Annotated in this window: 13 protein-coding genes; 5 read left to right on the plus strand and 8 right to left on the minus strand. The window is 46.3% G+C overall.

All coding sequences use genetic code 11. The annotated features are described in order from the left end of the window. Positions 1-7 precede the first annotated feature (7 nt). From ICN36_RS03340 to ICN36_RS03355, 4 genes are read left to right on the plus strand one after another with little or no spacing between them, the layout of a single operon-like run. Positions 8-802, plus strand: a complete 795-nt coding sequence (locus ICN36_RS03340) for a sulfite exporter TauE/SafE family protein (RefSeq protein WP_216226996.1) — start codon at positions 8-10, stop codon at positions 800-802. Next, a complete protein-coding gene (locus ICN36_RS03345) occupies positions 799-1,527 on the plus strand; it encodes a phosphoadenylyl-sulfate reductase (RefSeq protein WP_216226997.1) in 729 nt (242 codons plus the stop codon). The genes ICN36_RS03340 and ICN36_RS03345 overlap by 4 nt, the downstream gene beginning before the upstream one ends. 35 nt (positions 1,528-1,562) lie before the next feature. Then, a complete protein-coding gene (cysD, locus tag ICN36_RS03350) occupies positions 1,563-2,486 on the plus strand; it encodes a sulfate adenylyltransferase subunit CysD (protein WP_216226998.1) in 924 nt (307 codons plus the stop codon). Further along, positions 2,486-3,829 carry a sulfate adenylyltransferase subunit 1 gene (locus ICN36_RS03355; protein ID WP_216226999.1) on the plus strand — a complete coding sequence of 448 codons (1,344 nt, stop codon included), beginning with the start codon at positions 2,486-2,488 and terminating at the stop codon, positions 3,827-3,829. The genes cysD and ICN36_RS03355 overlap by 1 nt, the downstream gene beginning before the upstream one ends. 205 nt (positions 3,830-4,034) lie before the next feature. Here the strand turns inward: ICN36_RS03355 and fdx are convergent, their stop codons facing one another. From fdx to uvrB, 8 genes are all read right to left on the minus strand, one after another. Beyond that, a complete protein-coding gene (fdx, locus tag ICN36_RS03360) occupies positions 4,035-4,373 on the minus strand; it encodes an ISC system 2Fe-2S type ferredoxin (RefSeq protein ID WP_216122189.1) in 339 nt (112 codons plus the stop codon). A 35-nt stretch (positions 4,374-4,408) separates the two neighbouring features. Beyond that, positions 4,409-6,274 (minus strand): Fe-S protein assembly chaperone HscA, encoded by a 1,866-nt coding sequence (gene hscA / locus ICN36_RS03365; RefSeq protein ID WP_216227000.1) that lies wholly within the window; start codon positions 6,272-6,274, stop codon positions 4,409-4,411. A gap of 27 nt (positions 6,275-6,301) precedes the next feature. Continuing rightward, entirely contained in the window at positions 6,302-6,829 is a 528-nt protein-coding gene (gene hscB, locus ICN36_RS03370) for a Fe-S protein assembly co-chaperone HscB (RefSeq protein ID WP_370623400.1), read from the minus strand. After that, complete coding sequence (gene iscA / locus ICN36_RS03375; RefSeq protein ID WP_215359479.1) at positions 6,807-7,130, minus strand: iron-sulfur cluster assembly protein IscA; 324 nt, start codon at positions 7,128-7,130, stop codon at positions 6,807-6,809. The genes hscB and iscA overlap by 23 nt, the downstream gene beginning before the upstream one ends. A gap of 39 nt (positions 7,131-7,169) precedes the next feature. Further along, positions 7,170-7,556, minus strand: coding sequence for a Fe-S cluster assembly scaffold IscU (gene iscU / locus ICN36_RS03380; RefSeq protein WP_216227002.1), 387 nt, complete (start codon positions 7,554-7,556; stop codon positions 7,170-7,172). A 32-nt stretch (positions 7,557-7,588) separates the two neighbouring features. After that, positions 7,589-8,848, minus strand: coding sequence for an IscS subfamily cysteine desulfurase (locus ICN36_RS03385; protein WP_216227003.1), 1,260 nt, complete (start codon positions 8,846-8,848; stop codon positions 7,589-7,591). A gap of 29 nt (positions 8,849-8,877) precedes the next feature. Continuing rightward, the gene (locus ICN36_RS03390; protein ID WP_216227004.1) at positions 8,878-9,447 is read right to left on the minus strand and encodes a Fe-S cluster assembly transcription factor; all 570 of its coding nucleotides are present in this window, start codon (positions 9,445-9,447) and stop codon (positions 8,878-8,880) included. 152 nt (positions 9,448-9,599) lie between these two features. Next, positions 9,600-11,753, minus strand: coding sequence for an excinuclease ABC subunit UvrB (gene uvrB, locus ICN36_RS03395; protein ID WP_255531221.1), 2,154 nt, complete (start codon positions 11,751-11,753; stop codon positions 9,600-9,602). Between the two features lie 169 nt (positions 11,754-11,922). Between uvrB and ICN36_RS03400 the strand changes: the two genes are divergently transcribed. Beyond that, complete coding sequence (locus ICN36_RS03400) at positions 11,923-13,122, plus strand: amino acid aminotransferase (protein ID WP_216227005.1); 1,200 nt, start codon at positions 11,923-11,925, stop codon at positions 13,120-13,122. The last annotated feature ends 15 nt before the right edge of the window (positions 13,123-13,137 follow it).

Raw genomic sequence — 13,137 nt, forward strand, 5'->3', positions numbered from 1 at the left:
CCAATAAATGCTGCAATTTTTCTTAGATTCTTCTCACTTCATTATTTCTGGTGCGCTAGTAGGCTTACTAGTGGGCATGACTGGCGTTGGTGGTGGCTCACTAATGACCCCATTGCTAACCATTATTTTTGGTGTCGCCCCCACCACGGCGGTTGGAACCGATCTAGCATTTGCAGCAATTACCAAAGGCTTTGGTACTGCAGCACATAGACTTCATGGTAATGTGCGTTGGGATATTGTTCGCCTACTTTGTATTGGCAGCATTACTACTGCTATTATTTCCATCTTGGCACTAAAAATCATTGGCCCCGTTTCTAAAAACTTCAATCACTTCATCAGCCTCTCTATCGGCATCTCAGTCCTTTTAACAGCGGTATCCCTTATCTTTAGAGCAAAACTTTTGAAATGGGTTCAAGATAATCCAACATTCTTACCTGCTGGGTCACGTCTTAAACTAGCAACCATAGTTGTTGGCGCAGTCATTGGGGTATTGGTCACCATCTCCTCTATTGGAGCTGGTGCTATTGGCGCAACACTCATCCTTTTACTGTATCCACACCTTAAGCCTTCAGAAGTCGCAGGAACAGATATTGCATATGCAGTGCCGCTCACGGCTTTAGCTGGCATTGGTCACTGGTGGCTTGGAAACGTTCATTTTGACCTGCTCTTTGGGCTTTTGATTGGATCGGTTCCAGCGATCTGGTTGGGCGCAAAACTATCCAGCATATTGTCAGAGCGCATTACCAGAGCAACGCTTGCAGCCACACTGTTTTTGGTGGGCATTAAATTAGTTTGTTCATGATTGCTCCAGAATTTTGGGTGATCCCAACAAGCACCCTTATACCAGCTGAGCTTGCTGAAAAGTCCGCTGTTTTAAAGCAGCGCTTGGCTAATATTTCCAAGTGCTTTTCTGACGTTCGCTTTGCAACTAGCTTAGCGGCAGAAGACATGGTGATTACCGATGCTATCGCTAAGGCTGGCGCAAAGATTAAGTTATTTACATTAGCGACTGGACGTCTGCATCAAGAAACCGTAGCCATGGTCAAAACAACTGAAGATCATTACGGCGTATCTATTCAAAAAGTCTATCCGCAAGATAGTGACGTTCAAGCGTTTATTGATCAATATGGCATGAATGGCTTTTACGACAGTGAAGAGCCAAAGAAAGCTTGCTGTGGGGCGCGCAAGATCAAACCCCTCAATGCTGCACTGCTTGGTGCTGATGCCTGGATCACTGGCCAGCGACGCGAGCAATCAACTACTCGTACTGAGCTTAATTTGGAGGAACTTGATGATGCACGGGGCATCTCAAAATTCAATCCTTTGTTTGATTGGAGTGAAGCGGATATCTGGGCTTATATCAAACAAGAAAACGTTCCTATTCACCCGCTACACCTGAAGGGCTACCCCAGCATTGGCTGTGAACCCTGCACCCGTCAGGTTAAGAAGGGTGAAGACATACGGGCTGGTCGCTGGTGGTGGCTACAAAGTGATAGCAAAGAATGTGGCTTACACGTCAATAAATAACCAATCGTCAAAACTTACTAGAAACAACTTATAGAATGTCAGAACAAAAATTACTTGACGATCACCTAGATTGGCTTGAGGCCGAATCGATCTACATCATCCGCGAAGTGGTAGCGCAGTGCTCCAATCCAGCCATGCTGTTCTCTGGTGGCAAGGACTCCATCGTGATGTTTCACTTAGCACGTAAGGCATTCCAATTCGGTGATCGCCCAGTGAAATTGCCTTTCCCAATTTTGCATATTGATACAGGACATAACTACCCAGAAGTGATCGCCTATCGTGATGCTGTAGTGCAAAAGACTGGTGTCAAGCTGATTGTGGGTCACGTTGAAGACTCCATCAAAAATGGTACTGTACGTTTACGTAAGGAAACGGATTCTCGCAATGCTGCCCAAGCAGTGACTTTGCTCGAGGCAATTGCGGAGTATGAATTCGATGCCCTCATGGGCGGCGCCCGCCGCGACGAAGAAAAAGCTCGCGCTAAGGAGCGTATATTTTCTTTCCGTGATGAATTCGGTCAATGGGATCCCAAAGCACAACGTCCTGAGCTTTGGAAGCTCTACAACGCACGAATCGCTAAAGGCGAAAATATGCGTGTTTTCCCAATCTCGAACTGGACTGAACTCGATATTTGGCAATACATTGCTCGCGAGAAACTAGAACTTCCAAGCATCTACTACACACACCAGCGTGAAGTAGTGAAGAAAAATAATTTATTAGTTCCAGTGACTAACGTCACACCAAAATCGGCTGATGATATTAGCGAGGTCCTGAGCGTACGTTTTCGCACTGTTGGTGATATCAGTTGTACCTGCCCAGTTCTCAGTACTGCAGCAACTCCATTAGAAATCATTGCTGAAACTGCTATTTCTGAAATTACTGAGCGTGGCGCTACTCGCATGGATGATCAAACCAATGAGGCCTCTATGGAGCGCCGTAAGAAAGAAGGTTACTTCTGATGACTACTAATCAAAATCAAAACGTCGTTCGCTTCATTACTGCAGGTAGCGTAGATGATGGCAAGAGTACTTTAATTGGGCGCTTGCTCTATGACACCAAGTCTATTTTGGTAGATCAATTGGAGTCACTCTCAAAGACCAAGCATGCTCGCGTTACCTCCTCTGATGCAGGTGTGGATTTAGCCCTCCTCACCGATGGCTTGGAGGCAGAGCGTGAGCAAGGCATCACGATTGATGTTGCCTATCGTTACTTCTCTACCCCAAAGCGTAAATTTATTGTTGCTGATGCCCCGGGCCATGAGCAATATACCCGCAACTTGGTTACTGGCGCCTCTCAATCGGATGTCGCCGTGATCTTGGTTGATGCAACCCGCGTTGATCTCGGCACTACTCCTGCAACTTTGCTAGCGCAAACGAAACGTCACGCCGCCATTGTGCATTTATTAGGCTTACGTCATGTAGTGTTTGCCGTTAACAAGATGGACTTATATGAGTTTGATGAGAAAGTTTTCAATACCATCAAGACTGCTATTGAGGATCTCACCCAAAAGATTGGCCTACCTCAGCCAACTTTGATTCCGATCTCTGCATTGCTTGGCGCTAACGTGGTTACTGCAAGCAAAAATACTCCTTGGTATAAAGGCCCTACTCTCCTAGAGTGGCTAGAGGGTTTAGACACTAGCCCAGAGTCAGAAAAACTGTCACTACGATTCCCCGTTCAATATGTGGCTCGCCAAGATGGCAGCGCTTCTGATGACTTCCGTGGCTACCTTGGAGAAATCGAGTCAGGCAGTATTCGCAAGGGACAAAAGATTAAGGTTTTGCCAGGCGGCTATGAGGCAACTATTGCTGAGATTTATTTGGGCAATCGCTCCAGCAGCAAGCAAACCAACGGCAATAATGCCGTAGATTCTGCGCAAACTGGTCAAGCTGTTGCGATCCAATTATCTGAAGACATTGATGTTTCACGCGGCTCTTTATTTATTAGCGCTGAAGATAGTCATCCACCAGTATTGAGCAAACAACTTTCTGCTGATTTATGCTGGTTAGATAGCGAACCACTCTCATTGAGTCGTAAATATGCTTTGCGACACACTACCAATACTGTTGGCGCAAAAGTGAAGGGTATTCAACAAGTGCTAGATGTGCAGACATTGTCTCAGGCAAGTGATGTGCATGGACTGTCTACCAATGAGATCGGCCGAGTAGACTTTATTTTGCAAAAGCCGATTGTTGCTGACTTGTTTGATCAATCTCAGCGCACTGGTGCCTTTATCTTGATCGATGAGGCCACAAATCATACGGTCGCTGCAGGCATGATTCGTGAGGCAATAGCGCAGTAAATATTGATCTAGCATCACACAAAAAAGCCTCGTACTGCGAGGCTTTTTCTTTATCAGATGGTAAAAGAAAAGCCACCCCGAAGGATGGCTTAAAAGATTTTTTGGAGGCACTATCTAAAGAATGAACAACAACTTCTAGCCCCACCAGAAACCTCTCTTTATTAGATGCGCATGATTCTAAGCATGAATGCAATATTTTGGTGCATTAATGATTTTCTTTGGCATGGTTGATTGAATATTTAGGAATCTCAATCACCAAATCTTCTTTAGCAACAATGGCCTGACAAGACAAACGCGATTGCGGGTTTAAGCCCCATGCGCGATCAAGCATATCCTCCTCATTCTCATCAGGAGGATTTAGGCTTTGAGAGCCCTCTTTCACAATCACGTGACAAGTAGTGCAGGCACAAACCATGTCACAAGCATGCTCAATCGGAATATTATTCTCGAGCAAAGCTTCACAAATTGAAGTGCCTGGGGCAACTTCAACAACTGCACCTTCAGGACAGTATTCACTATGCGGTAGTACAACGATTTGAGTCATATTTCTTTTCTACTTATATTGAATTTGTTTTTTACTTAAATTTCCGCAACATTTTTACCAGACAGAGCCCTCTGAATGCTGGCATTCATGCGCTTTTGTGCAAAGTCATCCGTAGCCTTGGTGGCGTGATCTACTGCCTTACGAACAATCGCACTATCGGTTTCTTCATTTAAAATCTTTTGCAAGGCTGCCATCTCCTGGTCAACTGCTTGCTGTTCTTCTGGATTCAATAAAGAGCGATCACTTGCAAGGGCGGTTTGAACAGCATCGAGCAAACGCTGGGCATTTACCTGCTCTTCGCGCAATGACCTAGAAAGTAAATCTTCTTTTGCTGAGGCAAAGCCATCTTGCAACATGCGCGTAATTTCTGCATCAGTTAAACCATAAGAAGGCTTGATGTCTATAGAAGCTTTCACGCCAGAGCCTTGCTCAGTAGCACTCACAGATAGCAATCCATCTGCGTCCACCTGAAAGGTCACTCGAATACGCGCTGCACCTGCAGCCATTGCTGGGATGCCACGTAACTCAAACTTACCTAATGAGCGACAGTCTTGTGCAAGCTCACGCTCGCCCTGTACCACCTGAATAGCCAGAGCAGTCTGACCATCCTTAAAGGTTGTGAAGTCTTGTGCTCTAGCCACTGGAATCGGCGTATTACGCGGAATGATTTTTTCCACCAAACCACCCATCATTTCAATACCAAGCGATAGAGGAATGACGTCCAGCAAGAGCCACTCATCATCTTTACTTTGATTGCCTGCTAATAAGTCAGCCTGCATTGCTGCGCCCAATGCAACTACTTGATCGGGGTTGAGATTATTCAATGGTTGCGTACCAAATAATTCACCTACAGCACGTTGCACATTCGGCATACGGGTTGAGCCACCAACCATCACTACGCCTTTAACGTCTTCAGCCTTTAGGCCTGCATCACGCAAAGCTTTTTTACAAGCCATCAGGGTCTTAGTTACTAGATTTTGAGTAATCTCAAAGAGCTGCGCCTGACTAACTCCCACATTCACTACCGTACCATCTGCAAGAGTCTCATGTACTCGTGCTAGAGGGTTATGACTTAACAACTCCTTGGCATGCTTACAAGCCTGCAAGAGTGTTCGATGATCATGAATCGATAGCGGCGGAAGCTTAGCTTGCTCAATCACCCAGCAATACAAACGATGGTCAAAGTCATCACCGCCCAGTGCAGAATCCCCGCCAGTAGACAGTACTTCAAAGACACCACGACTCATACGAAGTATGGAGATATCAAAAGTACCGCCGCCTAAGTCATAGACTGCATAGATACCTTCAGTGGCGTTATCCAATCCGTAAGCAATTGCAGCAGCAGTGGGCTCATTCAATAAACGTAAAACTTCAATACCAGCCAACTTAGCAGCATCTTTAGTTGCCTGACGCTGCGCGTCATCAAAGTATGCGGGGACAGTAATTACAGCGCCAACAATGTCTTCAGACACAGAATCTTCAGCCAGTTGACGTAAACGCGCCAAGATTTCTGCTGAAACTTCGATTGGACTCTTATCACCTGCAACCGTTCTTAGCTTCAGCATCCCAGGCTGGTCAACAAAGTCGTATGGGGCACTTTCAATATTCTCGACATCGAGCAAGCCACGGCCCATGAAACGCTTAACGGAAACAATGGTGTTCTTTGGGTCAATCACGGCACTCTCAAGCGCCTCAAAGCCGGCTTGCGTTCTGCCATTTGGCAAATAGCGAATGACTGAAGGAAGCAGCACGCGCCCTTGCGCATCCGCTAGGACCTTTGGCAACGCATCACGCACAATCGCTACTAAAGAATTGGTGGTTCCCAGGTCAATACCAACAGCAATGCGGCGTTGATGGGGCGCAAGTGATTTGCCGGGTTCGGAGATTTGTAATAAGGCCATAGGTAATGAGTTTAGCTTGAGTGAGGGCTAGATTAAGGCTGCAATAGTGTCATCAAGCTCAACGGCAAACTTATCGATAAACAGTAAACCGCGAAGTAGCTCTGCGGCACGCGCATAGTTCTTGGCACCATCAATGGCTTGAGCAATTTCTGCAAGTGTTTCCTGCTTAGATTCTTCCACTTCAGTCATCAAAGCATCTAATGCAGGTAAATTTTCTGCTTGCTCATCCAAGCTTTCACGCCAGTCCATCTGCCTCATCAGAAAAGCAGCAGGCATCGCCGTGTTGGTTTCCAACTTGGCATCAACACCATGGAGTTGGCAAATATAAAGACCGCGCTGAATCGGGCTCTTCAAGGTCTGCAAAGCAGTATTAGCTAGGGTTGCCATTTGCATAGCAAGGCGTTGCTCAGCGTCGCTCCCGCGCGCATGGCGGTCAGGGTGTACTTCCTTTTGAATGGCAAGGTAGGCCTGCTCTAGAGCAGGCAAATCGATATTGAATTGCTGATTTAATCCAAAGAAGCGAAAGTAATCGTCAGACGCGGAAGGATTCGCCACAACCACACTCATCTTTTACGTTTGGATTTTGGAACTTAAACCCTTCGTTCAAACCCTCGCGCACAAAGTCTAGCTCCGTACCATCTAAGTAGGCCAAACTTTTTGGATCTATGAATACCTTAATGCCATTGGACTCAAAGACTTGGTCTTCGGCTGCAGGCTCATCAACATACTCCAGCTGATAAGCTAAACCAGAACAACCTGTTGTACGTACACCCAAGCGCAAGCCACAACCTTTACCGCGCTTTTCTAGGTTGCGGTTTACGTGTGCAGCTGCTTTGTCGGTTAAGGTAATTGCCATAGTTTTGACTTCGTATTTTTTCGTTCTTTATTTCAGCTTTTATTTCGCTGGGTGCTTCTCTTTGTAATCCGCTACCGCTGCCTTGATAGCATCTTCAGCCAAGATGGAGCAGTGAATTTTTACAGGGGGCAAAGCCAACTCTTCAGCGATGAGCGAATTCTTAATCTCAAGCGCTTGGTCCAAAGTCTTACCCTTAACCCACTCCGTTACCAGAGAAGATGAGGCGATCGCAGAGCCACAGCCATAAGTCTTGAACTTTGCGTCTTCGATTACGCCCTGATCATTCACGCGAATTTGCAACTTCATTACGTCGCCACAAGCAGGTGCGCCAACCATACCCGTACCTACAGTGTCATCACCCTTCTCGAATGAACCAACGTTGCGGGGATTTTCGTAGTGGTCAATGACCTTATCGCTATATGCCATGGTATTTCCTCTTTAATTTCTATGTATTAGTTTTAGTGTGCAGCCCATTGAATCGTGCTGATGTCGATTCCATCTTTGTACATTTCCCAGAGCGGAGATAGCTCACGCAACTTGGCAATCTTTTCTTTTACTAACTTGATAGTGAAATCCACTTCTTCTTCAGTCGTGAAGCGACCCAAGGTAAAGCGAATCGAGCTATGCGCCAACTCATCATTGCGACCCAAGGCACGCAAAACATAAGAAGGCTCTAAAGATGCAGAGGTGCAAGCTGAACCAGAGGAGATCGCTAAATCTTTGAGGGCCATCAACATGGATTCGCCTTCAACATAGTTAAAGCTGATGTTCAGGTTGTGTGGAACACGATCATCCATATCACCATTGACATAGACCTCTTCAATATCTTTTAAGCCGTTGAGCAAGCGGTCACGCAACCGACGAATACGCGCATTCTCTTCGACCATCTCAACACGGGCAATCCGGAATGCCTCACCCATACCTACGATCTGATGAACCGCAAGAGTTCCTGAACGCATACCGCGCTCATGACCACCGCCATGAATCTGTGCCTCAATACGAATACGGGGCTTACGACGCACAAACAAAGCGCCAATACCTTTAGGGCCATAAGTCTTATGCGCAGAAAAACTCATCAAATCGACTTTGATCTTTTCGAGATCAATCTCTACCTTGCCGGTTGCCTGAGCTGCATCCACATGCAAAATCACACCGCGCGAACGGCATAAGTCACCAATTGCAGGAATGTCCTGAACTACGCCTATTTCATTATTGACATACATCACTGAAGCCAAAATCGTGCCAGGCTTCATCGCAGCTTCAAGCTGTGCAAAATCAATCAAACCATTCGGCAGCACATCCAAATAAGTAACTTCGTAACCTTCGCGCTCAAGCTCACGGCAAGTATCTAAGGTGGCTTTATGCTCGGTCTTCACAGTAATGATGTGATTGCCACGATCTTTGTAGAAATGCGCAGCACCTTTCAAAGCCAAATTAATACTTTCAGTAGCGCCACTAGTAAATACGATCTCTCTTGGATCGGCATGCACTAATTGAGCAACCTCAGAACGCGCCCACTCAACCGCCTCTTCTGCGGCCCAGCCATACGCATGGCTACGTGAAGCGGCATTACCAAACTGCTCACGCAAGTAAGGCAACATTTTGTCAACCACGCGAGGATCAATCGGCGTGGTAGATGAGTAGTCCATATACACAGGAAAGTGTTCAGGGCTAAACATTGGAACCGGTTGTTGCGGTAATGCTTGTGGTGCGTTCATGATGTACTTATTTATAGGTAATGTGGTTATTAACTCTGTCGCGCCAAATTGAATACTGAATTAATTAATGGCGCTTTAGGGGGTACTTCTTTTTTGGCTGCAAGGGCTGGGGCAGGTTTATCTGCCTTAGTGCTTTCAACCTTAATTTTCTTTTGTCGCATGTCTTGAATGACAATACCGCGACCTTCTTGTTGCTGAACTAAATCTTTTAAGCTCACTGAACTGAGGTACTCAACCATTTTGGAGTTGAGATTACTCCAGAGATCATGAGTCATACAGCGACCCTGATTTTCTTCATCGGTATGGCAGTTGCCCTTGCCGCCACATTGAGTCGCATCGAGAGGCTCATCGACTGCGACAATGATGTCAGCAACGCTCACTTCAGAGGATGGTCGCGCCAGGGTGTATCCACCGCCAGGTCCACGAGTACTCTCCACGATATTGAAACGGCGTAATTTGCCGAACAATTGCTCGAGGTAAGAGAGGGAAATTTTTTGTCTTTGGCTAATTCCGGCCAAAGTTACAGGACCATGCGTTTCACGCAGGGCTAAATCAATCATTGCGGTTACTGCAAAACGACCTTTGGTTGTAAGTCTCATATGTCACCTTGGTAATGGATTGTTATGGACAGCTAACAGTCGGGCGGGTAATACCCAACCATTCCACTCAACTTTACCATATTCCCCAGCAAATTGCTCGGGAATTATCCCAAAAAACCGCGTTGTAAGTCAGGAATTAACTGTTTGAGCCCCTAGACGGAGTCCCTAGACCTAGCCCCAAAAGCCATTTCTTTCACTTTAGTAAGCCTATCCCGGGTACTAGCAGCCTTTTCAAACTCCAAATTTTTGGCTTCAGCATTCATTTGCTTCTCCAGACGTTTGATTTCAGATGCCAGGTCCTTCTCGCCCATATCCTCATAGTGAGCCCGCTCCTGCTCAATCTCCATCTCCTGACGCTTCTCTTTGACGTCATAGACGCCATCAATAATGTCCTTGATGCGCTTTTTAACCCCCTTAGGCTCAATCCCATGGAGTTTATTGAAGGCTACCTGCTTAGTTCTGCGTCTTTCAGTCTCCCCCATTGCGCGCTTCATGGAGTCCGTGATTCGATCGGCATACAAAATGGCTTTACCGCGCACGTTTCGAGCGGCACGACCAATGGTTTGAATCAAGCTTCGTTCTGAACGCAAGAAGCCCTCTTTGTCAGCATCCAAAATTGCCACTAAAGAAACTTCAGGAATATCCAAACCTTCACGCAATAAATTAATGCCAACCAATACATCGAAGACGCCCAAACGTAAGTCACGCAATATTTCTACACGCTCTACTGTATCGATATCTGAGTGAACATAGCGTACCTTGACACCATTATCAGAAAGATAGTCTGTTAATTGCTCAGCCATGCGTTTGGTCAATACAGTTACCAGAACGCGCTCATGTACTTTGACACGCGCATGAATTTGATCTAACAAGTCATCTACCTGTGTGCTAGCTGGTAAAACTTCAATCTCGGGGTCCACCAATCCAGTAGGTCTTGCAACCTGCTCAACCACTTGACCTTGATGCTCTTTCTCATAATCGGCAGGAGTTGCCGAAACAAAAATAGTTTGACGCATCTTAGTTTCAAACTCAGTAAATTTGAGCGGACGATTATCCATCGCTGAAGGCAAGCGAAAACCAAATTCCACCAAAGTATGTTTACGAGATTTATCTCCGTTGTACATGGCATTGAGCTGGCCAATCAGGACGTGGCTCTCGTCCAGGAACATGAGGGCATCATTGGGCAGGTAGTCCACCAGTGTAGGTGGTGCCTCGCCTGGAGCGGCGCCAGACAGGTGGCGAGAATAGTTCTCAATGCCTTTACAGAAACCTAATTCATTGAGCATCTCTAAATCAAAACGCGTGCGTTGCTCGAGACGTTGCGCCTCAACCAGCTTGCCATCTTTAACAAACTCATCCAAACGAGTGCGCAACTCTGTCTTAATCGTTTCAATTGCTTTCAGAACGGTATCGCGTGGCGTAACGTAATGCGAACTTGGATAAACAGTAAAGCGTGGAATCTTCTGACGTATTTTTCCAGTTAGTGGATCAAAGAATTGCAAGCTCTCAATCACATCATCAAATAGTTCAACGCGTACTGCTAACTCGTTGTGCTCAGCAGGGAAAATATCAATCGTGTCGCCACGCACCCTGAATACACCACGCTTGAAGTCCGTTTCATTGCGGTCATACTGCATCGCAATGAGGCGCATCAATATATCGCGCTGGCTCATCTTGTCACCCGGACGTAATGTCATCACCATGCTGTGATAGTCGCCTGGATTACCAATGCCGTAAATTGCCGATACGGTAGCAACAATGATGACGTCACGACGCTCTAACAAACTCTTTGTTGCGGACAAACGCATCTGTTCGATGTGCTCATTAATGGAAGAATCTTTTTCAATAAAGAGGTCACGCTGAGGAACATAGGCCTCAGGCTGGTAATAGTCGTAGTAGCTGACGAAGTACTCAACCGCGTTTTTCGGGAAAAACTCCCTAAATTCGCTATAAAGCTGAGCCGCTAAGGTCTTATTGGGGGCAAAAATGATGGCTGGACGACCTGTTCTAGCAATGACATTGGCCATTGTGAAGGTCTTTCCAGACCCAGTTACCCCCAATAGAGTCTGAAAGGTAAGCCCATCCTCAATACCCTCAACCAGGGCATCAATCGCCTGGGGTTGGTCTCCAGCGGGAGCAAAGGGCTGATAGAGGAAATAAGGGGAGTCCGGGAAGGTGACAAACTTGGCCGGATCGAGGTCGTGGCCAGCTTCGCCCAACGGATCTGCCGCAGGGCTTTTATTTACCACTTTTACTTCAGAATTTGGACCAGTTTTAGGCAACTTAGGGGGCATCTCGGCTATCATTTCACCTGTGAGACTTCTTCACAGAGAATTTTGTACAAACAATGATTTTGCCGTTTTTCTTAGGAAATAGTTGATTCTGGCCTCAAAAACCGACAATTAAACTGAATCTAACGTCAATTACAAACAAAACCGTCCCTAATTACCCCCTAACCAACACTTTCGACCTCAAATGACCCTGTTTGCCTCAGTTCAATTAGCCCCTAAAGATCCTATTTTTGGCCTCACAGAAGCCTACGTTGCAGACCAGCGCGCTGACAAAGTGAATTTAGGTGTTGGCGTGTATTACACAGACGAAGGCAAGGTACCACTTCTCAAAGCGGTCATGAAAGCAGAAGAGGCAATTGTTGCAAAGCACTCCCCTCGTAGCTACATCCCCATTGAAGGTCCAAACCCATACAACAGTGCAGTACAAAATTTATTGTTTGGTGCCGACTCTGCACTCATTAAAGATGGCCGCGTTGTAACAGCTGAGTGCCTTGGTGGAACAGGTGCATTGCGCGTTGGCGCTGACTTTATTAAACGCCTGAACTTAAACGCACCATGTGCCATTAGCAATCCTACTTGGGAGAACCACCGTGGCATTTTTGAATCCGCTGGCTTTGAAGTGGTTGAGTACACCTACTTCGACGGTAAAACACGCGGCGTAGATTTTGATGGCATGGTCAAGTCTTTAGAGTCTTTCCCAAAGAACACCACAGTGTTGTTGCATGCTTGCTGCCACAACCCAACTGGTGCAGATATTACTGAAGCGCAATGGCGCCAAGTAATTGATATCTGCAAGAACAAAGGTCTGATCCCCTTCTTGGATATGGCTTACCAAGGGTTTGCTGATGGAATTGAGCAGGACGGTATTGCGGTCCGCCTCTTTGCAGCTTCAGGCATGTCTTTCTTTGTATCAAGCTCTTTTTCCAAATCATTCTCACTCTATGGTGAGCGTGTTGGCGCCTTGTCTATCGTTACACAAGACAAAGATGAATCTACTCGCGTGCTCTCACAATTGAAGCGCGTAATTCGCACAAACTATTCGAACCCTCCAACTCACGGCGCTGCAATTGCTGCTGCTGTTTTGAATTCACCAGAATTGCGTAAGCTCTGGGAAGATGAGTTGGCTGAAATGCGCGATCGCATTAAAGCGATGCGTCAAGGTCTCGTTCAAACACTCGCTGCTGCTGGTGTAAAGCAAGATTTCGCTTTTATCGAGAAGCAACGTGGAATGTTTTCTTACTCAGGCTTGACGGCTGAGCAAGTTGAGCGCTTACAGAAAGAAGATGGCATTTACGCCCTTTCTACTGGACGCATTTGTGTTGCAGCCCTCAATACCAAAAATATTGATAAAGTGGCCAAAGCAATCGCCCGCGTATTGGCTTAATTAAAGCGTAATAAG

Origin of the sequence: Polynucleobacter sp. UK-Gri1-W3, assembly GCF_018881595.1 — a bacterium.
Taxonomy (GTDB): Bacteria; Pseudomonadota; Gammaproteobacteria; order Burkholderiales; family Burkholderiaceae; genus Polynucleobacter.